Source organism: Synechococcus elongatus PCC 6301, assembly GCF_000010065.1.
Classification (GTDB): Bacteria; Cyanobacteriota; Cyanobacteriia; order Synechococcales; family Synechococcaceae; genus Synechococcus; species Synechococcus elongatus.
The window spans coordinates 1,382,537-1,408,422 of the sequence record NC_006576.1; the positions used below are offsets into that span (position 1 = coordinate 1,382,537).

Annotated in this window: 33 protein-coding genes and 1 tRNA gene; 18 read left to right on the plus strand and 16 right to left on the minus strand. The window is 56.7% G+C overall.

All coding sequences use genetic code 11. The features are described 5' to 3' along the window. The first annotated feature begins 73 nt into the window (after positions 1-73). A complete protein-coding gene (locus SYC_RS06720; RefSeq protein ID WP_011377505.1) occupies positions 74-1,183 on the plus strand; it encodes a calcium/sodium antiporter in 1,110 nt (369 codons plus the stop codon). Positions 1,184-1,494: 311 nt separating this feature from the next. Here SYC_RS06720 and rlmD read toward each other — a convergent pair whose 3' ends face one another. After that, the gene (gene rlmD / locus SYC_RS06730) at positions 1,495-2,862 is read right to left on the minus strand and encodes a 23S rRNA (uracil(1939)-C(5))-methyltransferase RlmD (protein ID WP_011243584.1); all 1,368 of its coding nucleotides are present in this window, start codon (positions 2,860-2,862) and stop codon (positions 1,495-1,497) included. A gap of 144 nt (positions 2,863-3,006) precedes the next feature. On the opposite strand from rlmD, the gene SYC_RS06735 reads away from it, so the two are divergent. From SYC_RS06735 to SYC_RS06750, 4 genes are all read left to right on the plus strand, one after another. Beyond that, complete coding sequence (locus tag SYC_RS06735; protein ID WP_011243585.1) at positions 3,007-3,498, plus strand: allophycocyanin alpha-B chain; 492 nt, start codon at positions 3,007-3,009, stop codon at positions 3,496-3,498. A gap of 160 nt (positions 3,499-3,658) precedes the next feature. Next, positions 3,659-4,018, plus strand: a complete 360-nt coding sequence (petJ, locus tag SYC_RS06740; RefSeq protein WP_011243586.1) for a cytochrome c6 PetJ — start codon at positions 3,659-3,661, stop codon at positions 4,016-4,018. A gap of 6 nt (positions 4,019-4,024) precedes the next feature. Then, complete coding sequence (locus SYC_RS06745; RefSeq protein ID WP_011243587.1) at positions 4,025-5,206, plus strand: sulfite exporter TauE/SafE family protein; 1,182 nt, start codon at positions 4,025-4,027, stop codon at positions 5,204-5,206. Next, positions 5,206-5,784, plus strand: coding sequence for a hypothetical protein (locus SYC_RS06750; RefSeq protein ID WP_011243588.1), 579 nt, complete (start codon positions 5,206-5,208; stop codon positions 5,782-5,784). Before SYC_RS06745 ends, SYC_RS06750 begins: the two co-directional genes overlap by 1 nt. 7 nt (positions 5,785-5,791) lie before the next feature. Here the strand turns inward: SYC_RS06750 and SYC_RS06755 are convergent, their stop codons facing one another. Together SYC_RS06755 and SYC_RS06760 are read right to left on the minus strand one after the other, a co-directional pair. Further along, positions 5,792-6,331, minus strand: coding sequence for a cyclic nucleotide-binding domain-containing protein (locus tag SYC_RS06755; protein WP_011243589.1), 540 nt, complete (start codon positions 6,329-6,331; stop codon positions 5,792-5,794). A gap of 340 nt (positions 6,332-6,671) precedes the next feature. Then, positions 6,672-7,187, minus strand: a complete 516-nt coding sequence (locus SYC_RS06760) for a cyclic nucleotide-binding domain-containing protein (RefSeq protein ID WP_011243590.1) — start codon at positions 7,185-7,187, stop codon at positions 6,672-6,674. 11 nt (positions 7,188-7,198) lie between these two features. Here SYC_RS06760 and SYC_RS06765 point away from each other — a divergent pair, with 11 nt between their 5' ends. From SYC_RS06765 to SYC_RS06785, 5 genes are all read left to right on the plus strand, one after another. Next, positions 7,199-8,191 (plus strand): alpha/beta fold hydrolase, encoded by a 993-nt coding sequence (locus tag SYC_RS06765; RefSeq protein WP_011243591.1) that lies wholly within the window; start codon positions 7,199-7,201, stop codon positions 8,189-8,191. Positions 8,192-8,294: 103 nt separating this feature from the next. Beyond that, complete coding sequence (locus SYC_RS06770; protein WP_011243592.1) at positions 8,295-8,720, plus strand: hypothetical protein; 426 nt, start codon at positions 8,295-8,297, stop codon at positions 8,718-8,720. A gap of 343 nt (positions 8,721-9,063) precedes the next feature. Beyond that, positions 9,064-10,410 (plus strand): 3-phosphoshikimate 1-carboxyvinyltransferase, encoded by a 1,347-nt coding sequence (gene aroA, locus SYC_RS06775; RefSeq protein WP_011243593.1) that lies wholly within the window; start codon positions 9,064-9,066, stop codon positions 10,408-10,410. A gap of 7 nt (positions 10,411-10,417) precedes the next feature. Continuing rightward, positions 10,418-10,942 (plus strand): GNAT family N-acetyltransferase, encoded by a 525-nt coding sequence (locus SYC_RS06780; RefSeq protein ID WP_011243594.1) that lies wholly within the window; start codon positions 10,418-10,420, stop codon positions 10,940-10,942. Positions 10,943-11,039: 97 nt separating this feature from the next. Further along, positions 11,040-12,086, plus strand: a complete 1,047-nt coding sequence (locus SYC_RS06785; RefSeq protein ID WP_011243595.1) for a hypothetical protein — start codon at positions 11,040-11,042, stop codon at positions 12,084-12,086. A 41-nt stretch (positions 12,087-12,127) separates the two neighbouring features. On the opposite strand, the gene SYC_RS06790 is transcribed toward SYC_RS06785, so the two are convergent. The 5 genes from SYC_RS06790 to psbH form a co-directional block, all read right to left on the minus strand. After that, positions 12,128-12,691 (minus strand): hypothetical protein, encoded by a 564-nt coding sequence (locus SYC_RS06790; RefSeq protein WP_011377502.1) that lies wholly within the window; start codon positions 12,689-12,691, stop codon positions 12,128-12,130. Between the two features lie 113 nt (positions 12,692-12,804). Beyond that, positions 12,805-13,065, minus strand: a complete 261-nt coding sequence (locus tag SYC_RS06795; protein ID WP_011243597.1) for a DUF3146 family protein — start codon at positions 13,063-13,065, stop codon at positions 12,805-12,807. 28 nt (positions 13,066-13,093) lie between these two features. Next, the gene (gene pth, locus SYC_RS06800) at positions 13,094-13,720 is read right to left on the minus strand and encodes an aminoacyl-tRNA hydrolase (protein ID WP_011243598.1); all 627 of its coding nucleotides are present in this window, start codon (positions 13,718-13,720) and stop codon (positions 13,094-13,096) included. Further along, complete coding sequence (locus SYC_RS06805) at positions 13,717-13,992, minus strand: TatA/E family twin arginine-targeting protein translocase (RefSeq protein WP_011243599.1); 276 nt, start codon at positions 13,990-13,992, stop codon at positions 13,717-13,719. The genes pth and SYC_RS06805 overlap by 4 nt, the downstream gene beginning before the upstream one ends. A gap of 93 nt (positions 13,993-14,085) precedes the next feature. Continuing rightward, positions 14,086-14,289, minus strand: coding sequence for a photosystem II reaction center phosphoprotein PsbH (gene psbH / locus SYC_RS06810; protein WP_011243600.1), 204 nt, complete (start codon positions 14,287-14,289; stop codon positions 14,086-14,088). Positions 14,290-14,387: 98 nt separating this feature from the next. Between psbH and psbN the strand changes: the two genes are divergently transcribed. Beyond that, positions 14,388-14,528: a photosystem II reaction center protein PsbN gene (gene psbN, locus SYC_RS06815; RefSeq protein ID WP_011243601.1), complete on the plus strand. Its 141-nt coding sequence runs from the start codon at positions 14,388-14,390 to the stop codon at positions 14,526-14,528. Positions 14,529-14,543: 15 nt separating this feature from the next. Next, positions 14,544-14,954, plus strand: a complete 411-nt coding sequence (locus tag SYC_RS06820) for a hypothetical protein (RefSeq protein WP_011377501.1) — start codon at positions 14,544-14,546, stop codon at positions 14,952-14,954. Here the strand turns inward: SYC_RS06820 and SYC_RS06825 are convergent. Both SYC_RS06825 and SYC_RS06830 read right to left on the minus strand, forming a co-directional pair. Then, complete coding sequence (locus SYC_RS06825) at positions 14,951-15,817, minus strand: SDR family oxidoreductase (RefSeq protein WP_011243602.1); 867 nt, start codon at positions 15,815-15,817, stop codon at positions 14,951-14,953. The two genes, SYC_RS06820 and SYC_RS06825, sit on opposite strands and share 4 nt — an antisense overlap. Next, positions 15,814-16,851 carry a glucokinase gene (locus tag SYC_RS06830; RefSeq protein ID WP_011243603.1) on the minus strand — a complete coding sequence of 346 codons (1,038 nt, stop codon included), beginning with the start codon at positions 16,849-16,851 and terminating at the stop codon, positions 15,814-15,816. The genes SYC_RS06825 and SYC_RS06830 overlap by 4 nt, the downstream gene beginning before the upstream one ends. Positions 16,852-16,951: 100 nt before the next feature. Between SYC_RS06830 and SYC_RS06835 the strand changes: the two genes are divergently transcribed. The 3 genes from SYC_RS06835 to SYC_RS06845 all read left to right on the plus strand — a co-directional run bounded on the left by SYC_RS06835 (position 16,952) and on the right by SYC_RS06845 (position 18,325). Further along, the gene (locus SYC_RS06835) at positions 16,952-17,710 is read left to right on the plus strand and encodes a MinD/ParA family ATP-binding protein (protein WP_011243604.1); all 759 of its coding nucleotides are present in this window, start codon (positions 16,952-16,954) and stop codon (positions 17,708-17,710) included. A gap of 2 nt (positions 17,711-17,712) precedes the next feature. Then, positions 17,713-18,033, plus strand: a complete 321-nt coding sequence (locus tag SYC_RS06840) for a hypothetical protein (RefSeq protein ID WP_011243605.1) — start codon at positions 17,713-17,715, stop codon at positions 18,031-18,033. A gap of 124 nt (positions 18,034-18,157) precedes the next feature. Further along, the gene (locus SYC_RS06845; protein WP_011243606.1) at positions 18,158-18,325 is read left to right on the plus strand and encodes a PCP reductase family protein; all 168 of its coding nucleotides are present in this window, start codon (positions 18,158-18,160) and stop codon (positions 18,323-18,325) included. 23 nt (positions 18,326-18,348) lie between these two features. Here SYC_RS06845 and SYC_RS06850 read toward each other — a convergent pair. Together SYC_RS06850 and SYC_RS06855 are read right to left on the minus strand one after the other, a co-directional pair. After that, positions 18,349-18,422: transfer RNA gene (locus tag SYC_RS06850), tRNA-Pro, on the minus strand. Positions 18,423-18,477: 55 nt separating this feature from the next. Beyond that, complete coding sequence (locus SYC_RS06855; RefSeq protein ID WP_041676991.1) at positions 18,478-19,236, minus strand: HAD family hydrolase; 759 nt, start codon at positions 19,234-19,236, stop codon at positions 18,478-18,480. 148 nt (positions 19,237-19,384) lie between these two features. Here SYC_RS06855 and SYC_RS06860 point away from each other — a divergent pair, with 148 nt between their 5' ends. Together SYC_RS06860 and SYC_RS06865 are read left to right on the plus strand one after the other, a co-directional pair. Beyond that, positions 19,385-20,401: a zinc-dependent alcohol dehydrogenase family protein gene (locus SYC_RS06860; protein ID WP_011243608.1), complete on the plus strand. Its 1,017-nt coding sequence runs from the start codon at positions 19,385-19,387 to the stop codon at positions 20,399-20,401. Between the two features lie 134 nt (positions 20,402-20,535). After that, positions 20,536-20,925, plus strand: a complete 390-nt coding sequence (locus SYC_RS06865; RefSeq protein ID WP_011243609.1) for a hypothetical protein — start codon at positions 20,536-20,538, stop codon at positions 20,923-20,925. Here SYC_RS06865 and SYC_RS06870 read toward each other — a convergent pair. Further along, complete coding sequence (locus tag SYC_RS06870) at positions 20,917-21,888, minus strand: AEC family transporter (protein ID WP_011243610.1); 972 nt, start codon at positions 21,886-21,888, stop codon at positions 20,917-20,919. The genes SYC_RS06865 and SYC_RS06870 overlap by 9 nt on opposite strands. Positions 21,889-22,159: 271 nt before the next feature. Between SYC_RS06870 and SYC_RS06875 the strand changes: the two genes are divergently transcribed. Next, complete coding sequence (locus tag SYC_RS06875) at positions 22,160-22,705, plus strand: hypothetical protein (protein WP_011243611.1); 546 nt, start codon at positions 22,160-22,162, stop codon at positions 22,703-22,705. Positions 22,706-22,788: 83 nt separating this feature from the next. Here the strand turns inward: SYC_RS06875 and aroC are convergent, their stop codons facing one another. From aroC to SYC_RS06890, 3 genes are all read right to left on the minus strand, one after another. Then, the gene (gene aroC, locus SYC_RS06880; protein ID WP_011243612.1) at positions 22,789-23,877 is read right to left on the minus strand and encodes a chorismate synthase; all 1,089 of its coding nucleotides are present in this window, start codon (positions 23,875-23,877) and stop codon (positions 22,789-22,791) included. A gap of 86 nt (positions 23,878-23,963) precedes the next feature. Continuing rightward, positions 23,964-25,439 (minus strand): cobyric acid synthase CobQ, encoded by a 1,476-nt coding sequence (cobQ, locus tag SYC_RS06885; protein WP_011243613.1) that lies wholly within the window; start codon positions 25,437-25,439, stop codon positions 23,964-23,966. 11 nt (positions 25,440-25,450) lie between these two features. Further along, positions 25,451-25,852 carry an Npun_F0494 family protein gene (locus SYC_RS06890; RefSeq protein WP_011377495.1) on the minus strand — a complete coding sequence of 134 codons (402 nt, stop codon included), beginning with the start codon at positions 25,850-25,852 and terminating at the stop codon, positions 25,451-25,453. Between the last annotated feature and the right edge of the window lie 34 nt (positions 25,853-25,886).

The following is a 25,886-nucleotide window of genomic DNA, read 5'->3' on the forward strand; positions in this document are numbered from 1 at the left end:
ATACCGTTAAACCCTGCCCACGCGGGGTTTTTTTTATGGGCGATCGCAGACGCGTCCGTAAGATGAAGGGGTGATGTTGGCCATCGCCTCAATGCTGATCAATTTACTGTTCTTGCTGCTCGGTTTAGTTATCCTCGTTGCCGGAGCTGAGTTTTTAGTCCGCGGAGCCTCAAAACTGGCGGCACTCGTGGGGTTATCACCACTCATCATTGGCCTCACTGTGGTGGCCTACGGGACGAGCGCTCCAGAGCTCGCAGTCAGTATTCAGGCGGTTCTGGAGGGCTCCAACGATATTTCGCTCGGGAATGTGGTGGGCAGCAACATCTTCAATGTGTTGTTTATTCTCGGGATCTCGGCCTTAATCACACCCCTACAGGTGGCGCAACAGTTGGTTCGGCTCGATGTGCCGATCATGATTGCCACGGCAGGATTGGTCTATGGGATGGCCCTAGATGGTCGGATCAGCCGCCTCGATGGCATTGTCTTGGTGGTGTTGGGCGTTCTCTACACCGTTTTCCAAGTTCGCCAGGGGGGAGAAGAACCTGACCCAGAGGTTCAGGCGGAATATGCCGAGGAATATGGATTGGGCGATCGCCCACCCCTATGGCAGCAACTCTTGCTAATCGCAGCTGGTCTGGGGCTCCTGATCCTCGGGGCAAAGCTCCTGATTGATAATTCTGTCGCGGTTGCTCGCACCTTGGGCATCAGCGAACTGCTGATTGGTTTGACCATCGTTGCAGCCGGTACTTCGCTCCCTGAGCTGGCAACTTCCGTTGTAGCGAGCTTGAAAGGCGAACGGGATATCGCTGTTGGCAACGTCGTCGGCAGCAACATTTTCAACATCCTGATCGTGTTAGGTGTGGCCGCGATCATCGCCAGCAATGGCGTCTTAGTGGATGCTCAGGCCGCCAAAGTCGACCTACCAGTGATGGTGGGCATCTCGCTGTTATGTCTGCCTATCTTCTTTAGCGGCTTCATCATCAGCCGCTGGGAAGGCATTCTCTTGCTGGGAGCTTACAGCGCCTATTTTGCAGAACTGGTCCTTCAAGAGCTCCAGAATCCTTTGCTGCTCAGCCTGCGCTGGGTGCTGGTCCTCATCATCGTGCCCATGGCCACAATCACCACGGTTAGTGCCGCCTATCAGGCCTGGCGGAAACTCCCCTCCAGTCGCTCTCAGTCCTAGCAGATTTGGCCGCTTGGCTCACGTGGATCAACCGCTCGCTCAAGCATGAGCTGCCAGAGGCGAGCGGAGCCGTCAACTCTAGCAACCTGCAAGTCGGTTAGGACGCTTGAGTAGAGGAATTTGCTGAGGGTCAACAGCCTCCGTCCTTGGGGCTGATTCGTTCGAGCGCCAACGATCTCATCGCTCTGCTGAGTGCAATAGCCACAAGAAGAGAACAAGCGCAAGCCCAAGCACTAGCAGTCCTCACTCGATTGGAGAATGCAATCAGTGGACAATCGCTGCTATTCCTGTTGCTACCGCTGCGAACCGTTCTAATCTTGCAATTCGAGGAGTGCGACTGTCTCAACATGGGCGGTCTGCGGGAAGAAATCTAGGGGTTGCACGAGCAATAGACGATAGCGATCGCCCGCACAGAGGGCTTGGAGATCGCGGGCCAGGGTTGCAGGGTTGCAGCTCACGTAGGCAATGCGTTGCGGTTGGCGATCGCGCAGCACTTCAATCACCGCTGGTTCGCAGCCTTTGCGCGGCGGATCTAGAAGAACAGCATCGGGAGACTCGGGAATTTGCGCGAGTAAGATCTCGACCGCACCCGCCCGAAATTCAACATTGCTGATGCCATTGCGATCAGCATTTTGTTGCGCTTGCACCACCGATTCCGGCAGGATTTCTAGCCCCAGCACTGACCCTACCTCACTGGCCAAAGGCAGGGTTAATGTCCCGACGCCGCAGTAGAGATCGAAGAGGCGATCGCTGCCCCGCAAAAAGTCTTTGAGGATTGGCAGCAGGCGCTCTGCTTGCTCTGTATTGACTTGGAAAAAGGTCTCCGGTCCGATTGCAAATTCCAAATCGTCCAAACACTCAATCAGATAAGGACGACCCGCTAAACAATGGGTCTCGTCACCCAGAATGCGATTGCCGTGGCTGGGATTGAGGTTGAGGCAAACCCCGACCACATTGGGATAGTCGGTCAGCCACTGTTCTGCTTGAGCTTCCACCTCTGGCAACTGATCGTCGGTAGCAATCAAAGTGATCAGGATCTCACCGGTACGCTGACCGATGCGCAGTCCCAAATGCCGGAGGCCACGCGATCGGGTCTGCTCGTCATAGATCGGCCAATCCCGAGCTGCAATATCAGCCTTGATGCCTGCGAGCAGCGGATTCAAGCGGTCATCTTGTACCGGACACTGATTGAGGTTGATCAGGCGGTGGCTGCCTTTACGGAAGTAGCCCGCTTGCACCTCCCCGCGATCGCTGCGCCGGAGCGGATAGCTGACCTTGTTGCGATAGCCCAGCGGATAGGGAGCTGCAATCGTCGGTTGAACTTCCGTCTCGAGTTGCCCCAACCGTTGCATGGCGTCTTGGACAATCACCGTTTTTGCCTCAACTTGGGCAGGGTAGTCCACGGTTTGCCACTGACAGCCACCGCACTTATCCGCAACGATGCAGGCCGGTCGAATCCGATCCGGTGATGCCTCCAGCACTCCTTCTAGCTCGGCACGGGCATAACGCGATCGCACCTGCAGCAGCTTGGCTTGAATGCGATCGCCCGGCACCGTATCGGGCACAAAAACCACGCGTCCCTCTACGCGCCCGAGGCCGTCGCCGCTGTCACAGAGCGACTCGATCGTCAGGCTGAGGCGATCGCCCTGACGCCAAGTAAGCACGGCAGAAGAAGACATAAGCTGGCCCGAGGAAGAGTCCTGACTTCTATTGTCAGTCGCCAGAGGTTTGTTGTTAAACGTTACAAGCCTCTCAGGACTTGTTCGGGAGCGCCCCTCCAGTCGCTACACTACTCAACATCGCTAACAAACACACCGCCGATCATGACCATCGTTAGCCAGGTAATCCTCAAAGCGGACGACGAGCTGCGCTATCCCAGTGGCGGCGAACTCAAAAACATCACTGATTTCTTCAAAACCGGTGAGCAGCGCCTCCGTATCGCTCAGGTCCTGAGCGACAGCGAGAAAAAAATTGTGGACCAAGCCAGCCGCAAACTGTGGCAGCGTCGGCCCGACTTCATTGCCCCCGGGGGTAACGCCTACGGTCAACGTCAACGGGCCCAGTGCCTGCGCGACTACGGCTGGTACCTTCGCCTGATCACCTACGGTGTGCTGGCTGGCGACAAAGAGCCGATCGAAAGCATTGGTCTGCTCGGTGCCCGCGAAATGTACAACTCTTTGGGTGTCCCCCTGCCCGGGATGGCAGAAGCCATTCGCACCCTCAAGGAAGCGTCTCTGGCCCTGCTCAGTAGTGCAGATGCCACGGTTGCGGCTCCCTACTTCGACTTCTTGATTCAAGGCATGGAGACGATCTAGGCCCCTTGGCGATCGCCTCAATCCATTGGCTGAACTGAAAGCGATCGGCTGCAGGGCTCTGGCTTCTGGGTCGATCGCTTTTCCCGTCAATTCCTTCGTGCAGCGGGCAATTGGTCCCCAGCCGTAGGTCAGTTAGGCTCTTGCGGTAAGAATTGTGCGAATGACAGTGGGGATTTTGGGCGTGGGAAGATGGCTTGTCCTAGGCTTGCTGGTGATTGGCCTCAGTGTAGTGAATCCGGCGCGGGCGATCGCGGCAGATCTGCAAGTTGGGGCTAGGCTGTTCCAAAGCAACTGCACCACCTGCCATTTGAATGGTGGCAACGTTATCAATGGTCAGAAAACCCTGCGGCAAGAAGCCCTACGCCGCTATGGTATGGATTCTGTCGCTGCGATTCAGAAGCAAGTGACCTATGGCAAAAATGCCATGCCAGCCTTTGGGCAACGCCTCAGCCCTGAGCAAATTGAGGCTGTGGCCACCTACGTCTTCGATCGTGCGGAGCGGGGCTGGACCGCACTCTAGATTGTGATGACCAACGCAGCACTGCTCTGGTTATTGGGCTTCTTTGGCAGCTTTGGCCACTGTGCCGGTATGTGTGGTCCTCTGTCGCTCGCCATGCAGCTCTCTCAGTCCCAGCGCGATCGCTGGCGCTTCCCACTGCTGCTCAACCTAGGGCGGATTGCCAGCTATGCCCTCGTTGGGGCTGTGCTGGGCAGCCTGGGATCGATTCTTTCCTTGGGCGGTGAATTGGCCGGTCTGGGTAGCGGTCTCCGCGATGGCCTGACGGTGCTCACAGGTTTAGCTCTGATCTGCTTTGGCCTCAGTCATCTCCTCCCTCAGACTTTGCCGCGCTATCTACCGGGCTATGGGCGTGGTCGTCGCTGGTTAGAAGCCCATCTGCCTGCTTTGTGGCAGCGTTTAAATCAACGATTACATTGGACGACGCCGCTGGCCTTGGGGAGCCTCTGGGGTCTGATGCCCTGTGGGTTTCTCTATGCCGCGCAGTTGCAGGCTGCTGCTGCTGCATCTTGGCAGGGTGGCGCCCTCGGCATGATCTGGTTTGGACTGGGCACCCTGCCGGTGATGTTGGGTTTTGGACTACTGGTAGAACAGTGGTCCCACGATCGCCGCAGTCAGTTGCAGCGAATGGCAGCGGTGATCAGCATCGCCGTCGGCGCAATGACGCTTTGGCGCAGTGGCGACCCGATGGGCGACTGGAGTGGTTACGCGGCGCTGATCTGTTTGGCCATAGCCCTACTGGCGCGATCGCTGGCACCCTTGTGGTCGGCTCCTCTGCGCTATCGCCGCTTTTGGGGTGTCAGTGGCCTGACTTTGGCGGTGCTACACAGCGCTCAGCAGCTCGAACATCGCTTTGGCTGGCGTCCCGAAGCCTGGCAATTTCTCTCGCCCTTGGCTCGCTGGGGCCTTGGAGCTGGCGTCGTTGCTGTCCTGTTGCTGTTGCCGCTGGGCTTCACGAGTAGCGATCGCTGGCAACGTCGCTTGGGGGCAGGCTGGCCGCGGTTGCATCAATTGGCGATTCCCGCCTTTGGCCTCGCAACGGTCCATGCCAGCCTGCTGTTGTGGGGCGGGGGCGTGGCGGGCGATGCTGCTGCCCAACCCTTCCTGGCGATCGCGATCGCGATCTCAGCTGTCAGTGTCTTGATCTTCCGTCATCAGCCTTGTTGGCAGGTGCATTCCAAGGAGTCTTAATGCTGGATTTCGTTTTACTGCCGCCGGTTCTGGCCCACCAGATCCAAATCGATCAGGCGGTAGCCGGTACCCTGCACCTCGAACCCAATGACCAGCCGCAGGCCGGCGCGGTGACGCCAACCTGGATTGCCCTGCGGCGACCCGGAGGCATGGAAATTGCGGCGAAGGACTGTAATTGTCAGCTCCAGTTGTTCAACGCCCAGACAGGCACGCAGACCCAGCTAGCGATCGTGCCATTGTCGGTGGCCCCCGGTACAGTTGCTGCTGAAATTACCTTTCCGACTGTTGGACAATATGAGCTGCGGCTCCGGGGCGAGCCCTCAGCAACAGCTGAGACGCGCTTCAGCCCCTTTCAGATTCGCTTTCCCGTAACCGTGGCGATCGCGGCAACTCCTACACCAGAATCCTCTGAGCCAGCCCCTTCATCCGAAGCGCCACCCGAAGCAGCACCGTCAGCCAGCCTCTCCCCTCGCCCTTGGAGCCGGATTTTGATCTCGGTCGGTCTAGGCTTGGGTCTGTTAGCAGCCCTCGCTGCCGGAGTCTGGCTGATTTTGAAACGCGATCGCGAGGCAAACTAAAGGTTGCTTAAAAGCCTGCTATCGCGTAGGCACTCCCCATCGGAACCGTCCAGCTCCAGCACAGCCACCCCGCCACCACAATCAAGGGAATCGCGATCGCCAGCATGCCGTGATGACTTTGAACCACCCGTTGTTCGTGCTGCAGAATCGCCTCACGAATTCTGAGTTGCATTTCCAATTGCAGCCGAGCGAGCTCAGCCTCAAACGAGGATTCATAGAGCAACTTACTGAGGCGATCGCAATGCGCCGCCCCTAAAATCGCTGTCGCATGCAAAGAGTCTTGCAGCAGGCTTAGTAACTCAGTGCGCTGAATCTCCAGCAGGAGACATTCACTCCGGGCCTGGGCAGTTGCCGTGCGAGGACGACCATCGACTAACTCCATCTCTCCTAGGAGCTGTCCAGGCTTGAACGTTTGCTCAACCACCTGTCCAGTCTCTGGATAGAAACTAGTGACTTCAATCTCACCAGCCCGGACTAAAAAAATGGAGTTGCTGTTGTCACCCTCACGATAAATACAGGCACCAGCAGAAATCCGATGCTTTTCCACAATACCTAGAACTCAGGGAGCCGAAACAAGGAAGTAAATGGAAACTAGCACAGCCTTTTTTCAGCGAAAAGAAATCAGCAAAAAAGTAAGTGTCTTTGTAAAGTTCTCGCAATAGAACCTGAGCCGTTTATTTCAACTGCGTAAAAGCTTAGACAATAGCCTTTGAAATTGTGCCTTTCAATACTGCGATCGCCATCACAAGCGGCAGCCTTACGGAGTAACTGCGGTCATCACTCCAGTTCGTTTTTTGATGTGAAATATTTAATTTTAGTAAACTGCCATCCTTGTGAGACTTTAGCTGATGCCAAGCCGCAGGGGCTGTTAGCTAAACTTCTGTCCCTCAGATTTTGACAAAGAAGTAGGCACCGATCGCTAGCACAATCAGCACCACAATCGGAACTGCGATCGCGGCCATGCCATTGTGACTGCGAACGACTCGCGACTCATGTTGGATGACGGCTTCCCGAATGCGGGTATTCATCTCCTCGCGAAGGCGAGCGAGATCGGACTCCAAACTATCGTTGCTATAGATCCGCTTGAGGTGATCAAAGACGGATTTTCCGAGAACCAAACTATCCTCGGGACGGTTGAACAAAATATCGAGAATTTCATCGCGTTCAAAGCTGATCAACAGACAGTCACTGGCTGCTTTAGCAGAGAGACTGCGAGGCCGACCATCGATCAATTCCACTTCCCCAAAGACCCGACCTGGGCCCAGGATTTCCTCGGTGGCTTCACCTGTTTCCGGGTAGAGGCTTGTCAGGGTCACTTGGCCCGACTTAACCAGATAGAGCTGATCGCTCACATCCCCAGAGTTATAAACGGCTTCTCCTGCTGCAAACTGACGCTTTTCCATCGTTCAGAAAAATGAATCGTGAAGGCTTACTGAGTACCGAGGACCAGCAACCGGCAGTTGCAGGAACGCGACACTATAATGCGGCATTCCCCTTGGAGATGGTAGTCGTGGTTCTGGCAGCACACGATCCAATCGATCGCTTCTGGGATTGGCAAGGGCAGTCCATTCGCTATTGGCAGCTTGGCGATCGCGGAGCCCCAGTCTTGCTCGTTCATGGCTTCGGAGCCTGTTGCGAACATTGGCGCCAGAATGTCGAGGCGATCGCGCAGCACTCTACGGTCTATGTAATTGACCTGTTGGGGTTTGGGCAATCAGCCAAACCAGACCCGATCGCGGTGAACTATGGCATTGAGCTGTGGGCACAGCAGATTGAAGCGTTTCGGCAAGCAGTGATTGGGCAGCCGACTCGTTTGATCGCCAACTCGATCGGCTGTGTGGTTGCCTTGCAAGCGGCCGTTGACCAGCCAGAGGGGTATGCGGCCCTGCTGTTGATTGACTGTGCCCTGCGGCAGATTGACGACAAGAAATTGGCTCAGCAGCCCTTGGGTCGTCGCCTCGGTCGGCCCTTACTCAAGGCTGCAGTACGGCAGCGCGGTCTTTCCAATTGGCTCTATCGCCAGCTCGCCAAACCCTCGATCATTGAGCGCATCCTTAAACTGGCCTACCCCAGCAGTGAACGCATTGATCCAGCGCTGGTGGAAGCCCTCTATGCGGCGACCCAATCACCTGGCGCAGCGGGCGTGTTTTGGGCTTTCATCAATTTGTTTGATGCGCCCTTAGCTGAGCAGTTGCTGCCCCAAGTGCAAGCACCAGTGACGTTCTTCTGGGGCGATCGCGATCCTTGGGAGCCGATCGCGCTTGGACGTCAGCTCGCAGATTTTCCTAGTGTGAAAGCCTTCGTGCCGCTGGCAGGTTTGGGGCATTGTCCCCACGATGAAGCACCCAAGCAGGTCAATCCCCAGATCGTGGCGTGGTTGCAGGAGGGAGTAGCTGCAGCAGGCTAACTCACGCACGGCTTTGCAGCCGGGTCGGTGGACAGGGCACCAACAGTCCAAAATTGGGCCTGTGAGAGAATGAAGTCTAGATGTCCCAGGAAGACTGGCAGCAATGGGCAAAGCGAAACAGCTAATTTTGCTAGCAGAAGATCAGTTGACGGAATACAGCACTGAAGCTCGCAAAATTGAAAAGTTGCGCCGCAAGCTCGGGTTTATTGTTCCCTATCCGCAACAAGCTGCGATGCGGGAAGAGATTCTGGCAGAATTGCCCAAAAACTTCTTGGCGAGAGCAGTCGAAGAAAATCGCCAGAACTTTGCTTTGCCTCTATGGGGAATTGGCGGACTCGGCTTGCTGTTTGGGATTTCTAGCCAGCAGCCCCTCGACTTTATTGCAACCGTTGTCGGTTTTTATGGAGCCTATCGCATTCAGAAATGGGGTTGGGAAATGCAGGCGAAACGACTAGTGATCAAAACGATTGACAGTATTGAAGTAGAAGTTCAAGCCAGCCGTTCTGAAGCTGCAACTAAAAATCAGTAAGCGATCGCTGTTTTCTCATTCCAGCGAATGAACTGGAATAGCATCTCAAGCAACTATTGATGAGGATCCCTCGTTCATCGATAAGCTGCATCATTCAAGTCTCTTTTACTCCAGATCACTAGTGAAAGAGAGCAAGCTTGATCGCGACTTGAATAAGATTGCGCTCTCTAACAGTTCGCATCAATTCCCAGAATTTCCTCGAATTTGTGGATTCAGTAAGGGTTGATTGTTTGCTTTTGTGCAAATGCAAGGAAGGAATGAGTATTTTCTGCTGCGCAAATGAAAATTTTCGCTTGCGCAAGCGAAAGGCGATAATCGCCTAGGCACTCGTCTTGGAATTGGCATGGCTCAGCCGTTCGTCTTGCTCCCTACTGAGGATTCTCATCAGACCTTGCGGATCCAGCCCCCCAGCACTGGGATCGGCTTACGGGGTCGAATTCGGGTGCCAGGCGACAAGTCCATTTCCCACCGAGCCTTGATGTTGGGGGCGATCGCCTCAGGTGAAACCACGATCGAAGGCTTGCTGCTGGGGGAAGACCCACTCAGCACGGCGGCTTGCTTTCGGGCGATGGGCGCTGAAATTTCGGAGCTGAACTCCGAGTTGGTGCGGGTTAAAGGCATTGGTCTCCAAAATCTGCAGGAGCCCCTCGACGTTCTCAATGCGGGCAATAGCGGCACCACAATTCGCCTGATGATGGGCTTACTCGCCGGTCAGCGCGATCGCTTTTTCTGCGTGACAGGCGATGAGTCGCTGCGCAGTCGACCAATGGCTCGGGTCATTCAGCCGCTCAGCCAAATGGGAGCCGAAATTCGTGGGCGGCAGGGCAATACGCGTGCACCGCTGGCGATTTCGGGGCGATCGCTGCAACCGATTCGCTACGTTTCCCCGATCGCCTCTGCCCAAGTGAAGTCGAGCATTTTGCTGGCGGGGTTGACCTGTGAAGGCCAAACCACCGTAGTGGAACCGGCACTCTCGCGAGATCACAGCGAGCGGATGTTCCGCGCCTTTGGAGCAAAGCTGACAGTCAACCCCGAGGAGATTAGCGTCACGGTGGAAGGCCCAGCGGAACTGACAGGTCAGCCGGTAGTCGTGCCCGGAGATATCAGCTCCGCTGCTTTTTGGTTGGTCGCAGCCGCGATCGTGCCGGACTCGGATTTGCTGATTGAGAATGTCGGCGTCAATCCCACCCGCACGGGCATCCTTGAAGCCCTGCAACAGATGGAAGCCCAGATCACGCTGGAAAATGAGCGAATTGTGGCAGGCGAACCCGTCGCCGATTTACGCGTGCGCAGCAGCAATCTACAGGCAATCGAAATCGGCGGATCGCTGATCCCCCGCTTGATTGATGAGGTACCGATTCTGGCGGTAGCGGCAGCCTTTGCCAAGGGCACCACGATTATTCGAGATGCCGAAGAACTGCGGGTAAAAGAGAGCGATCGCATTGCGGTGATGGCCAGTGAGCTGGGCCGCATGGGCGCAACGATCTCGGAGCGACCGGATGGCCTAGAAATTACTGGCGGTGCTGCTCTCACTGGGGCCACAGTCGATAGCTATACCGATCACCGGATTGCTATGAGCTTGGCGATCGCGGCCTTGCAAGCAAAGGGTCAAACTCAGATCCAGCAAGCTGAAGCAGCAGCAGTTTCCTATCCAGATTTTGTGCCGACCTTGCAACAGCTTTTGGGATAGACAGCCTGTGTTCGAAGGAATCATCCGTCCGGCGATCGCAGCGGATTGGCCTGCCATTTGGGCAATTCTGGAGCCGATTTTTCGGGCGGGGGAAACCTATCCCTACCCCCCCGACATTTCGGAAACCGAAGCTCAAACAGTCTGGATGACGGTGCCGACCCAGACCTTTGTCTTTGAGTCAGGCGATCGCCAAATTCTAGGAACCTACTACCTCAAACCCAATCAACCCGGACTGGGTTCTCACGTTTGCAACTGCGGCTTTGCTGTGGCTGCCGCTGCACGCGGGCAAGGGGTTGGCAAAACCCTGGGACTGCACGCGCTGCAAGTGGCGTCCTCTTTCGGCTTTCGAGCGATGCAATTCAATCTCGTGGTTGCGACGAATACCCCCTCGATTCAGCTCTGGCAACAGTTGGGGTTCACTACGATCGGTCGACTACCGCAAGCGTTTCGTCACCCCCAACAAGGCTGGGTCGATGCGCTGATTTTCTACAAGTTGCTTGAGGAGCCAGTCGAAGCGGCAATCCCCGATTGAGCGATCGCCTCACATTTGATTGCAGATGGTTTGTTCTGAAGTTGGTCACTGCTAGAAGCAAAAGAGAAGGTGACCCAGCGAACTTGAGGCACGACCCATGATTCAGGTGCGATCGTCTTGGTGGGTGACGACGCGCTGGGGCTGTGCCCAAGCCTCCACGAGCCTGACTGCAGCGGCAGCGGGTTGGCTGCTGAGTGGTTTGACCGCTTCGCCCTTGATCAACGCGACGCTACCAGTCTTGCTGTTACTGCCCGTGCTGCTGCCATTACCTTTGGCCGTCAGTGCTGGCTATGGCCTGCAATGGCTCTCCCTGCTGTTGCTGCTAGCAACTGCACTCAAGCTAGTGGCCGGTGTGTTCTGGGTATTGGTCGCTATGCTGCTCCTCAGTATGGGACGTCAGCTGAGCCGTCTCCCCCTCGAAGAACACTTTCTGCAGCAGTATCCAATTCCCCGCAAAACCCTCAACATTGGGACGGAACTGGGGCAGATTGCCGGTAACTTCTTAGCGGGTTTTTTGTTTCCGCTGGGGCAGGCAACACTGCAATTTCTGCAAGCGCTCATCTTACTCCTACCGATCGCGCCAACTATCCGCAAGGCCCAGCACCAGACTCGTTCAGCACCTCGGCCTCAGGTGTCCTTCTCTGGGCGATCGCTCCTGCAAGGTCTATTGTTTGGTGCTTTGTTTGCTCTGCTCCCCCTCTGGGTTCGGCAAGTGGCGGCAGGTCAGTGCCTCGACTTTGGGTTAGCTTTGACGGTCTACGGCCTTGGCCGAATCCTGATGACTTGGCTACCCAGCGTACCGATCTGGATGCCGTATATCGGCCTCGCCAGCATTCTTGGACTGTTGCCAAGCCTGCCCGGTTGGCTAGCGATCGCTGGTTTTCTGCCGCTGGGTATTCTCGCGGCACGGGCCGACTTTAGCTTGGTCGATCGTCTCACGGGAGCTTCGGAAAGCGATCGCTGGCAACAATTCCTGCGATTTGGAGCACTGGGTGGTGTGTTGGGAAGCCTCAGCATCGGTGGTCTGGCACAGGTGCTGGGTCTAACGCGATCGCTGCCGCTCTTGGCGATCGCTTTTGTCCTCACCGGTCTCTATTTCAGCCACAGCCTGCCGCGATCGCCCCATCCAACCAATCCGGAATAATTGCGATCGCAGCCGATGGCTGGACCTGATCACTCACAGTTCTAGAGGCGAGCGCATTGATCCTCTTTATCGCCGCGCACAACATTGCCGCTACCCGTAGGGCTGGGCGTGTTGCTCTTGCATTGCAAGTTGCCATCGATCGTATTGCGCTGAGTGACCAAGCCACCACGGTTCTGAAAGGCTTGTAAATTGCCACCAATCCGATTCTGATCAGCAACTAAACGACCCGAATTAGATTCCAACTGCAGATCGCCTTCGATCCGAGTATTCACCACTCGAGCGTTTGAGCCTTGTTTGATTTGAATATTGCCACCAATAACTGAGCCTTGTGAGACTTCAATATTTCTCGCCCGATCCGCTTGAATATCACCTTCAACTTGGACTCGATTGGCTTTCAGATTCGCTTGGGATTCAACTTTAATATTGCCTTGAACACGAGTACCATTGAGGGTACAGGTTTTCCCTGTCGGCACCTTCAGATTATCCACAGTGACTGCGCCGAGCGATCCTTGGCAAACGCGCTCACCCGCCCAAGAGAAGGGTGCTGAAAGGGCAACGAAACTGATCGCAGCCGTTGCGGCTAAACTAACGCGAGCTATCTGCATGTCTAGCATCCTGGTATCTCTTTTGTAGAGACTGCGATCGCCCTAGGGAAGTTCCAAAGGCATCTGTCATCAATGAAGGTGAAGAGAGCAGTAGAGGGTGCTAAGCAATCGCGTTAGAAATGCGCCCGCACCGTGAAGCTATAATCGCCCCCTGGCTCTAGTCGATAGTCTTGTTGGCAGAGAAACCGTAGCAAGGCATCCCGAATCAGCGATCGCCCCAAGGACGGCTCAACCGTGAGTTCACCTTCGCGAAAGCGCCAGATAAATGACCATTCAAAAGTGGCCGCCCGAACTTCACCATCCAAACAACCTTCTTCCCACGACTGACGCGTAATGCGGACATGGGCAGTGGTGGCAGGCAGACGCTTCGCCATGGTTGGACAGATGCAATCAGAACAATCCCTAGGCCACGGGAGCTGGCGCTTCTAGGCTGCGGGCATTGTAGCGATTCATCGCCGTCTCCACACCCGATCGCAGCGCCGTTTCTGTAGCTTCCTGCGCCAGATCTAGCACCTGCTTCAGCAGAGATTGTTCACTGACAGCAAACTTGCCAAGCACATGGGAAACCGTGGCATCGTGGCGATCGTTTGACTGCGATCGCGGCAGGCTGATCCCGAGTCGAAGGCGCGGAAAGTCTTTGCTGCTGAGGTGCGAAATAATCGACTTCATACCGTTGTGGGTCCCAGCAGAACCCGACTGCCGCAGCCGCAGGCGTCCCAGTGGCAGATCCATGTCGTCGTAGATCACCAGAATCTGCTGAGGTGTCAGCTTGTACCAATCCAGCACCGCCCGCAGCGATCGCCCCGACTGGTTCATAAACGTCGTGGGCTTGAGCAGACGAATTTTGCCAAGGCCGGGCACGGCCGTTTCGCCGTACTCACCCTGAAACTTCCGGTCTTCGCTGAGCTTGACACCCCAATCCTGCGCGAGGCGATCGATCAGCATGAAGCCAATATTGTGTCGGGTCTCTGCGTACTTCTGACCCGGATTGCCCAAGCCCACAAGCAGCGTTGGACGGTCTTCACTCACACCTGCGTCTCCGTTTGTTTCTCGACAGTGACCGCTTCGGTAGGAGCCGAATCTAAGACTGGGGGTTCTACCGTTGCTTCTGCTGGCGTGGCAGGGGTGCGATCGATCTCGCGCTTGATCTCCGACTCAAATTCCCGTGATGCATCTTGGAAGCCCCGCAACGCCTTTCCTAGACTGCGACCAATTTCGGGCAGCTTTTTGGGGCCAAACACCAACAGGGCGATCGCTAGGATCACCAGCATTTCAGGCAGACCAATACCGAAAAAGTTCATGGCAGCACACCGGGGAAAAGAGCGAACTGGGCTTCAGACACAAACGCCCCCGACAGAGCGGGGGCGCAGCAGATCAAGGCGATCGTGCCGGCCTTAGAGACCGAGACTCCGCCAGTCGACCTTGAAGGTATCGAGCACGAGTGACGAGTTGTAGATCTGCAGAATGATCAGCAGAAACACAAAGAACAGCAGCATGAACACGCCCATCACTGGGGTCGTTCCCCAGCCGGGTGCCACTTTGCCATATTCCGAGTTGAGCGGGCGGAGGATATCTCCAAGTCGGGTCCGCTGTGCCATGACTTACCTATCTCCAGGGCAATATTCTGGACGGCTTTTGCGATAGTGATATCATACCGCTCCCGGTTCCCCACCTCGAGCTCTCCCCCCAAGACAAAATGATGGAAGCTTCTCCTGGTCTTTCGATCGCCATCACCTTCGCGGTGATTTTGCTGGCGCTGACTGGTTTTTCGATTTACACCTCTTTCGGACCTCCCTCCAAACAGCTAGAGGATCCGTTTGAAGATCACGAAGACTAGAAGAGGCGGCCAAGGTTGGTACAGATTGCACTCAATGCCGCCTTGCAGTCCCTCGTCGAACAGCATCTGCCTCGCTGGCGCTACCTAGCCAACGAGGCTTGGCCGGCCGACGCAGAAAGTTGCTGCTTTTGGGCCGTTCAAGGCCACAGCAGTAGCTGGGGGATGGCAACCACACCGCTCTGGGCGACTCAAGCAGTCAGTTTTGGTCAAGAACAGGGCATATTCCTCGCCTGTGGGTGCTGGGGAGAATCGATCTGGGAATGTCGCTACGATCCCCAGCAGCAAACGCTGTACTGGCGTCGCGATGACGGTTTTGAACCCGCAGCCCACGAGCTAAACTGGCCCGATCGCGAACGGATTGAAGCCATCCTGCGGCAACTTCCGGCGGTGCTAGCAGCCCATCCGATCGCCCCTGCCACGCCCTAGCGAGGGATCGGCTCCTCGTGATTTTCTGCCGCCCATATTGCGGCGAGTCCTTCGCGGTAGCTGGGGTAGCGCAGCTGCACACCCAGTTCTTGCTTGAGGCGATCGTTGCGGACGCGCCGACATTCACTCCAAAAAGAGGCCGCCATTGGGCTGAGCTCCACGGCATCCACAGGCAGCGGCGGCGGCAACTCAACTCCCATTAGCTGGGCGGCTGCTTCGATCAGGAGGGCTGGCTCACAAGGGAAATCATCGCTGACGTTATAAATCCTGCCTGGATTGGGCTGCTGCAGAGAGGCCCAGAGCGCCGCCGCAATGTCATCGACATGGATGCGGCAGAAGACGTGCCCAGGTTTAAGCAGGCGCTGATTATCGCCACGGCGCAAACGATCGAAACTACTGCGTCCGGGGCCATAGATGCCAGGCAGCCGAAAAATATGAGCAGGTAGGCCACTGGCTAGCCACTGGGCTTCGATCGCAATCCGTTGCTGCGAGCGCCGGTTGGTCGATTGCAAGGGCGAGTCTTCATCGACCCAAGCACCTTGGGTATCGCCGTAGACGCCGGTCGTTGACAGGTAGCCGCACCACTGCAGCGATAGGTACTGAAGCGTGGGCAGAAGCGTTGACAGAACTGGATCGCCGCCGTCACCGAGGGGCGGGATCGTGCTCAGCACATGGGTGACGCCTGCCAATGCTGCTGGATCGGGCAACAGCAGTGGTGTGGAACCAGCGTCGAAGGTCACACAGGGCTCATCGAGCGGCCACTGACCCGATCGCGTGGTGGCGAGGACTGGAATGGATTGTGCAGCGAGGAGTTGGGCGAGGCGCTGACCAGTGTAGCCGCCGCCGAGAATCAGAACTTTCATGGTTGAGTAGCGATCGCAGCCGCCCGCAGTCCAGCCCCGATCAGCCCGACTTCGTGGTTCGTGACGATCGTGATAGGCATCCGCGTCAGCAGCCCCTTCACCCGTCCCTTGGCTTGGAAGGCTTGCAGAAAAGTGCCATCAGTCAAGAGCGGCAGGATTTTGCCCGCAATCCCGCCGGCGACGTAGACCCCGCCGTAGGAGAGCAATTTCAACGCGAGGTTGCCGGCTTCCGCCCCGTAAGCACTGACAAATATCTGCATGGCTTGTAGGGCCAGCGGATCGCGATCGCTCAAGGCTGCTTGGGATACGGCTGCTGCCAGATCAGGGGCTTGGTCGCCGCCCGTTTGCCAAGCCGAGGCAATCGCCCCAAGGGCTGGATTTTCTTGGTCGGGATGGCGATCGCGCAGGAAGGCGTAGATGGCTGCAATCCCTTGGCCGGAGACCACTCGCTCGACCGAGATATGCTCGATTGCGTAAAAATTGCGTAGAAAATGCAGTAACTCGGACTCCAGTTCGGTTTGCGGCGCAAAGTCAGCGTGAGAACCTTCGCTGCCAAACACTTGGCGGCCTTGGGCTGTGGGAATGATGAAGCCTTCGCCCAAGCCAGTTCCTGCCCCCAGAATGGCGATCGGAGCCGCCGGATCGGCTTCACCGACTTGCACAACGACTTGATCTTCGGCGGTCAAGCCGGGTAGGCCGTAGGCGATCGCAGCAAAATCATTGATCAACGCCACCTGCGCAATGCCCAATTCCTTCGCCAGCCGCGCTTCAGAGAGCTGCCAAGGCAGGTTCGTCAGCTTCGCGGTTCCATGGACAACGGGGCCGGCAATGCCAAAACAAGCCACAACTGGCGATCGCACCTCGGCGGAGGGTGCGGCAGCCAAAAACTCCTGCACCATCGGCACTAAATCAGGGTAGGCCGCACTGGCAAAACTGGCCTGATGGAGCGGTTCTAAACGATCGCAATCAGAGGCGATCGCCAACATTAAATTCGTTTTGGTTCCGCCGATATCCCCGGCCAATAGCAAGGTCATAATCTCTGCAGCAGCTTCCCCTTCGTTACCCTATAACAGTTTCGCGAGGGCGATCGCTGACAATAGTGTCGTCCTGCTGACCCTGAACTTGAGATCCACCATGACTCAAATTGTTTCCGTACATTCGTTTCGGGGTGGCACGGGCAAATCCAACATGACCGCCAACCTCGCCACCACCCTGGCACTCCAAGGGCATCGCGTCGGTGTGGTCGATACGGATATTCAATCTCCAGGCATTCACATCATCTTGGGCCTTCGAGATGAAGACATTGATCAGTCACTCAATGACTTTCTCTGGGGACAATGCACGATCGAGCAAGCTGTTTACGATGTCACACCGGCAGCGGTTGAACAAGCAGGTGGACGCATTCTGCTCTCTCCTTCCAGCCTCAATGCCTCCAAGATTGCCAAGATTTTGCGCGAGGGCTACGACGTCGGTAACCTCAACGATGGCTTCCTAGCCTTTGGGGAAACCCTCAATCTCGACTTTCTGCTAATCGATACCCACCCCGGCATCAACGAGGAAACTCTGCTGTCGATCGCGATTTCCGATGGGTTGGTGATGCTCATGCGTCCCGATCGCCAGGATTATCTCGGCACTGCAGTGGCGGTTCAGGTTGCTAAAAAGCTGGATGTACCGAAGATGCTGATTGCCGTCAACAAAGTGCCCAGCTTTTTTGACTTTGCTGAAGTCCGCGCCAAAGTTGAGAGCAACTACGGCGTCCCAGTGGGAGCCCTTTTCCCGTTAGCTGATGAGGTTCTGAACCTAGCGAGTCAAGGCTTACTTTGTATTGACCAACCCCAGCATCCAATCAGCGTTGAACTTCGTCAGTTAGCGCATGCTTTGATCAGTGACTAGCCATGACCCGCAAATCTGGCGGACTCTCGATGACCCAATTGCTGCAGTTACCCGATGAGGAGCGACTGTTGGTTAATCGGGCATTGCGCCATCGTGACCTCACCCTCGAGCGAGCAATCGCCCTCGGACGCGATCGCGGACAGGAGCAACCGGAAGCTTGGGCTAAAGCCCTGCTCCAACGCCTGACAGAAGCCGGCCTGCTGGAACTCCAATCTGCTGAAGCGAATCATTTGCCCCGCTACTGCGCCAAACTGGCCTGGCGTCGCCCTAGTCAGGATGAGCAAAGCTGGCTGGACTGGACTGACTCTTCAGCTCAGGACTGACCCTGTACGAGTCAGGATCGCAAAATGAGGCTGCTGCGAGTCGGAGTGCCTCAGGTTCTCTACCCAGTTCAGCTCAGAAAGTTCGGTCTTTGGGTCACAATCAAAGGCGATCGCTGCACCCTGAATGCCCATGAACTGGACCCCTGCTGCCGAACAATGCCTCAAGGAAATTCCCTTTTTCGTGCGCCCAGCGGCCCGCAAAAAGATTGAAAAGTTCGCCAGCGATCGCGGCATTACCGAGATTGACGAAGAGGTTTACAAGCAAGCCAAAGCTCAGTTCGGCAGCCAGTAAGTCAGTGTATTGAATGGCATCAATCGGGATGACAGGATTCGAACCTGCGACCCCTTCGTCCCGAACGAAGTGCGCTACCAAGCCGCGCTACATCCCGATGCACAGATTTTTACTGTAGCAGAAAAGCGAAGGCTGATCCAACGTGATGGCATCTAGGATGGTTGCAGAACCCGCAGTTGCTGGTGGCAAAAAATCAGCAAGTTGGGGTAAATCGCGTCAGGTTCCAAGCCTTCCAAGTATCGGCGACTACGAATGCCACAGGTCAGGGCAACTGCCGGCACAGCATGAGCTTGAGCGGCCAGTACATCCGCTTCGGTATCACCGACCATCGCTAGCCCTGGACGACCGGCTGCGTTGGCAGCAGCGATCGCCTGACCTAGGATCTGGCGTTTGATCGAGACAGGGTTTTCGTAGGCAGTCAGATCCGAGTCTCCTCCAAAGATTTCGGTGACGCAGTGGTCGAGATGTTCCCGCTGCAGAATTTCTCGGACTTCTGCCTCCGGGCGGAGAGTGACAATGCTCAGATCGAGTCCGGCTTGCTGAATCAGAGAAAATGCCCAGCGAACACCCAGTTGTAGGCGATCGAGCTTGAGTAATCCCGGTTGGTTAACCCGCGATCGCACATGCTTGAGGAAGCGCTCAAAGTGCTCAGGGGCTAGACCCGATCGCTGTGCGATCGCGGGGTCTGGCAGGTGCGCCTGTTTCATGGACCAAAACTGACGGAAGCTCAGCCGCCGAGGACGCCAAACTTCACCGAGTGCAGCCAGTTCCTTTTGGGTTTCCCGTAGGGCCAAGCTATAGGTACAGTAGTAGCGGCGCGAAACGTCGAGTAAGGGCCCATCGAAATCGCAAAATAGGGTATGGCGATCGCGATGGCTACTGGGCTGAATCTCACTGATTAACGTGAGCATGGGCACGGTTCCAAGAACCGCTGAACTGTTTAACCTTTCTTTACATTAACAAGTTTTCGATAAGGATGGCTACGGTTGAGCCCCTACGATTGATTTATCCTGCTTATCGCATTAATCCCTGCCAAGTTCACGATTACGCACGTTAACCATGATGTCTAACACCATGCGAGCTGTTGTTCTGGAAATGCCGGGCGGTCCCGAGCAATTGCAGCTCCAATCCCTGCCTTGGCCCGCGATCGCGCATCCCAGCGAGGTGTTGGTGCAGTTGCAGGCGGCAGGACTGAATCCAATCGACACAAAACTCCGGCAGCGCGGCAGTTTTGACCCCGATCGCCGACCCGCCATTCTCGGCTGTGATGGGGCAGGCTGGGTGGCAGCCGTTGGCAGTGCCGTCGATCGTTTTGCGGTGGGGGATGCAGTCTACTTTTGCCATGGCGGCTTAGGGCTCGAACCCGGAACCTATGCTGATTACGCCGTTGTCGATCAGGCCTGGCTAGCACCCAAGCCCGAGCGGTTGAGTTTTGTCGAAGCAGCAGGCGTGCCACTGGCCCTAATCACAGCTTGGGAAGCCCCCTACGATCGCGGTCGCCTACAAGCGGCGCAAACGGTGTTAATCCATGCTGGTGCCGGCGGGGTGGGGCACTTGGCAATCCAGTTAGCCAAATTGCGCGGGGCACGGGTGGCAACCACGGTCAGTACTCCAGAAAAAGCGGCGATCGCGGGACACTACGGCGCGGATTTTGTGATTCCCTACCGCGATCGCGATTGGGTCGCCGCTGTGCTCGACTGGACCGATGGCAAAGGCGTGGATTTGGCCTTCGATACCGTGGGTGGAGCGGTGCTAGAGCAAACCTTTCCTGCCGTCCGTCTCTATGGCGATCTGGTCACAATTCTGGCTCCAGATGCCGCCACAAACTGGAAAGTCGCCCGCGATCGCAATCTCCGCATCAGTCTGGAGCTGATGTTGACGCCCCAACTCCAGCGCGTGACAGAAGCCCGTCAGCATCAAACCCAAATTTTGACAACGGCAAGTCGCTGGTTTGATCAAGAGCAGCTGCATATTCACATTGGTCAAGTTTTACCAATCTCCGAGATCAGCCAGGCTCATCAGTTCCTAGAAAGACAGCAGGGAGCGGGCAAGATTGTGATTGATCTAACCGCGTAAATCTACCTAAATTTCAACCGCACAGCTTCAGAATTTCTCTGGGTTTGCTTTGGCTTGCGCTAAATTTTGTACCGACTTGTCATCAGCTTCAAGCAGCGTTGTTAAGGTCAGGGAAGTTACTGCTGAGCCGGTCGATGTCCCTGTCCTTGCGTTATCACCCCCAATGGATCGCGGATTGGTGCCAAGAGCATGGCTGGACCGACGTCTTTATCGAATGTCGCCAGTTTTGGGCTTTTCCGCCAGGTGCCGTTCTTCCGCAGCCGATCCCAGCAGAGGTACTGATTGCGATCAAGAAAACTCAGGGTCTTAGTCCCTTTGAGCAGCAGTGGTTTTCGATCTGGCTAGGGTTGCTCTGTGGGGCAATCGCGATCGCTTGGTTTTGGACAACCCCCATTCCGCTCCTGTCCCTCTTTGCCGGGAGTGCAGGACTCGTTGCATGGCTGGATGACAGCGATGGCCCCGCCACACCAAGTTCCTCTCCTGTAGAACGGCCGGAATCCATCCGTGCACTTTACCTAGACTGACGAGCCAAACAGCCAGACCCAGAGCGGCAAAGTCAGAAACAGCATCAGAGTCGAGAGCAGAATACTGCTGGCCAGGAGTTCGCGATCGAGGTTGTACTCTTCCGCCAAGATCAGCCCGGCAAAGCCCGTAGGCATGCCTGCTTGCAGCACCATCGCCAAGCGACTATCCCCTTGCAGGCCGACAAGCGTTAGCACCAGGCCAGCGAGCAGCGGTATCGCGAGCATCCGCACGCAGACCGGCGGCAACGCCAGTCGTAAACTGCGCCAACCCTGCAGTTGCCGGAGGCGCAAGCCACCGAGGACAAGAGCAGCAGGCACGACGGCATGAGCTGCTGTTTGAACGGTCGTTTCCAGTCCGCTCGGCAGGGTTTGACCCTGCATCAGGGCTCCCAACGCGATCGCCCAAATCGAAGGGAGGCGGAGCAAAGAGATCAAGCGCGATCGCCAGTTGTGGGTGATTTCATTGGGGCTGAAATGGCTGGCGACCAAAACCCCTGCCCCGTAGGTACCGGCAATGTTGTGGGCGACGCTATAGAGCACCAGCCAGCCCAAATAGGGCGCACTGACCAGTGAAGGAGCGACAGCGAGGCCGATAAACCCGACATTGCCCAGCATCACGGCGAGGGTAAAACTCCCTTGCCGAGCCGCTTCGGTGACTGCATCAACCTCTGAAGCCAGACCAACCCACTGGGGCTGCCAACGCCGCAGGAGAGGGAAGATCAGCAGTGCTAGGCTCAGGCCAGTGCACAGGACGGCCAACGTCACTAAGGACGAGACAGACAGCGCCTGCGAAAAGTCTGTATGACGACAGAGTGCAAAAACTTGGAGGGGAATCCCGACCCAAAACAAAAAGCGGCCCAGCAAATGGGGCAGCAGCTTCGGTAACCATCGACAGAGTGCCAGGCCAGCGCCCATCCAAACGACAAGAGGGCTGTAGGCATGGAGCAAAATGTCAGATGACAAGGTCGGCGCAAGTGTTGCAGATCACAGTTTCTGTATTCTGCCGCACAGGGCTGTCTTGCTGTCCCCACAAAGCGCTGGATGTGAAATTGCAACGAGGACCCGAGCCCTGAAAGCCAAACATTCTGGTCAAGATGACCGTCCATCCTGTCGCTAGAGAGGAACGCGATCGCGGGCAACCTAGCCAGTTGGTGCAGACGTTCTCGCGATTTTGACCTGCATCCAGAAAGCGCCAGAGTGGGACAGAGCTCGAGGACGGGCAACCTGAGGCTTGATGACGATTGACTCTGCTCACCCAATGCAAACGATCTTTGATGGTGTCCTGTATGCGCACTACAGACAGGCTTACATCCACATCAAAGGCACCTATGACTTCGCTGAAAATGTCCGCAAAGGACAGGTCAATGGGTTGCTGGGTGCGGCCTATCCCACCACGCTGTTTTTAACCTTTGGCCTCCACAGTGGGGCTGTGCGGCTCAGCGTGAAGCTTGCCAGCCTTCCTCCTGACCTTGATGAATCGTGGGAAGAAATCGTGGAGGCGCCATTCACCATGCCCGAGACTGGAACGCTGGGGCTCTCTGATTGGGAGGGTCAGCTTTGGTATCCCATTCCGATCGCACCTGGTTCTTACCGAGTTCGTTTCTCCGCACAGCAGTTTGGCGAGGCAGAAGAAGTTCCTGAATCAGAAAATGACCTGAATCCGATTGAGCGGTACGAGGTGATCTTCTGGCCAGCCGCGCGCCAACCCGACCAAATTCTCAAGGTCACCAGACCTGCAGCGCAGTACTGGCACGACTTTGCTCAAGGCAACATACGGTGAGGGTTACCGCCACCACAAGGCCAGCAGGGCCTACAAACCGCATTCGGCAGAGGTGCTGGCTTCCGCTATCAAAGGCGCTGAACTTACCACCAGCTGCATTGGGCTTGTTGGCGCAGCAGGTGATCGCAAAGGACAAGGGCAACCATCGCTTCCACCATCGGCACTGCCCGCGGTAAGACACAGGGATCGTGGCGGCCCCGCGCAGCCAGAGTGGTGGCTTCGCCGCTGTTGGTGACGGTTTCTTGCTCTTTGCGAATCGTCGCAGTCGGTTTGAAAGCCACGCGAATCACGATGTTTTCGCCGTTGCTGATGCCGCCTTGGGTGCCGCCGCTACGGTTGGTGCGAGTGCGAATTTGACCCTGCTCATCGGTGTAAAAGGCGTCATTATGTTCGCTGCCAGTCATTTCCGTTCCAGCAAAGCCCGAGCCGATCTCAAAGCCTTTAGTGGCGGGCAAGGACATACAAGCTTTGGCCAAATCCGCTTCCAGCTTGTCGAAGACGGGTTCGCCTAAACCGCGAGGAACGCGACGGGCCACGCATTCGACCACACCACCGAGAGAATCCCCTTCCCGCCCGATCGCTTCAATCAGGTCAATCATCTGCGGTGCGATCGCCTCATCGGGGCAGCGGACGATGGTGCTTTCGACTTGCTCCAGCGTCACGGTTTCGGGATCAATCTGCCCCTCCAGATCCTTGATCCGTTTAACGTAGCCGACGATCTCAACACCGGCAATTTCCCGCAGCAGTTTCTTGGCGATCGCGCCAGCTGCTACGCGACCGATCGTTTCCCGCGCTGAGGAGCGCCCCCCGCCTGCAACCGCCCGAATACCGTACTTAGCGTCGTAGGTGGCGTCCGCATGGGAAGGCCGATAAGCAACCTGCATTTCGCTATAGTCCTGCGATCGCTGGTCTTTATTGCGTACCACGATCGCGATCGGCGTATCGAGGGTTTTGCCATCGACGACTCCCGAGAGAATTTCGCACTGATCCGCTTCTTTGCGCGGCGTCGTAATTTTGCTTTGACCCGGACGGCGGCGATCGAGCTCAAATTGAATTTCGGCTTCGGAAATTTCCAGCCGAGGCGGACAGCCATCGATAACTACACCGACGCCTCCCCCGTGGGATTCACCGAAGGTGCTGATGCGAAAAAGATGGCCGAAGCTGCTGCCCATACTGCCGTGCTGGTTCCAGCCTTCGATCTTATCGGGATCTGGAGCGGGAACACCTCAACCCGCTGGAACCAGTGCGCGATCGCGGGCTAGAGTGCCGTCAACAACGGAGAGAGGTTGAGGTAGGGCTCCACCGCATCCGATAGGGCATCGATCAGGTCATCCCGTTGGGCTTGGTAGTGGCCGATGCTGGTCGGCAGAGCTTTGAGACCGCGTCGATGACGCAGACTATTCAGCCAAGCCCGTCGCCAAGCACCGTTGTCGAAGATGCCATGCAGGTAGGTGCCCCAGAGATTGCCATTGCGATCGCAGAGCCCCAGTTTGGGATCGTCAAAAATGGGCAGGAACTCTTCGCTGTCGCTGTCGAGGCGGGTCTGACCTTGGTGAATTTCGTAGCCGGTGATCGGCAGCCCTGCTTGGGGCGATCGCGCCGTGGTTTGCCGCTGCCGCAAGGTTTTTTCGGCGGTGAACCAAGTCTGGGTGGGGAATAGATGCAGTCCCTCAAACTGTCCTTCGATCCCTTCTGTCCCCTCTAGATCAAGGATGTGCTGGCCCATCATCTGGAAGCCGCCACAGATGCCCAGCACAGTGCCGCCAGCCGCTGCATAGTCTCGAATCGCTTGAGCCAGGCCCGATCGCTGCAGATCCAGTAGGTCACTGATCGTCGTCTTTGAACCGGGCAGAATCACCGCATCGGGGTAGCCGAGCTCATCCTGCAGCCCGACGTAGCGCACCTGCACCGATGGCTCGCTCTCCAGCGGATCAAAGTCGGTAAAATTGGCGATCCGAGGCAGTCGAATCACTGCGATCGTCACTTCCGCTTGGGTTTTGCGGCGTCGCCGTTCCATCAGATCCAGCGAATCTTCAGATGGAAAAGCACGATCGATCCAGGGGATGACTCCGAGCACAGGAATTCCCGTCCGTTCCTCCAGCCAATCCAGCCCCGATTGCAAGAGTTCGCGCCGCCCCCGGAACTTATTGAAGACAAAGCCCCGAATCAGCGATCGCTCATCGGGGTCAAGGAGTTCTAAGGTGCCGATTAGGTGCGCGAAGGAGCCGCCGCGATCGATATCGACCAGCAGCAGGGTCGGCGCTTGCAAGTGTTTGGCCACTCGGAGATTAGTCAGGTCGCGATGCTTGAGGTTAATCTCGGCCGGACTGCCAGCTCCCTCGCAGACAATCCAGTCGTAGTCAGCCTGCAGCTGTTCGAGAGCCTCGCAAATCGCCTCCCAGCCCACCTCAAAGTAGTCCTGGTAGTAGCGCTCGGCCAAAGTCCGCCCAACAGCCCGTCCCTTGAGGACAACCTGTGAGGTCATATCTCCCTGAGGCTTGAGCAAAATCGGATTCATCTCGATCGTCGGCTCGACTCCCGCTGCCCAGGCTTGAAAGGCTTGAGCGTAGCCAATTTCCCCGCCACTAGCAGTTACGTAGGCATTGAGCGCCATGTTTTGCCCCTTGAAGGGCGCAACCCGCCAACCCTGCCGCCGCAGTAAACGGCAGATCGCCGCAGTGATCAAGGATTTACCTGCGTGGGAGGTGCAACCCACGACCATCAGCGCCGGCATGAGTCTTCCCCTTAGAACGGCAACCGCAACCAGCGGCACACCGCATTGTAAAAGCGATCGCGCAGACCCGCAGGCGGGAGGCGATCGCCCTGCTGTTGCCAGATCAGCACCAACTGCTGTCCGAGGGGCGTGAGACGAAAGCGATTGGTCAGCCCTTGTCCATCCACCTCACGCCGGAGCAGTCCCACCTGCATCAGCCACATCAGTTCGTTTTCAGCAATCAGCTCATTCAGGTTGCGCCGACTGTAGCCCTGGGCAATGCCTGCAGTTCCCGCAATATCCTGCAGCGGCACGGCTGTTTGCCGCAGTGCCAAAAACAGTCCGAGGCGAAAGGGGGAGCAAGCCGCAGCTCGGGTCGCTCGACGCAGGGTTTTGGCAGGGAAATTCAATCCCCCCGACAGGACAGCAGACATGGCCACAGCACTAGAAGGTCACTCTTGGATCATA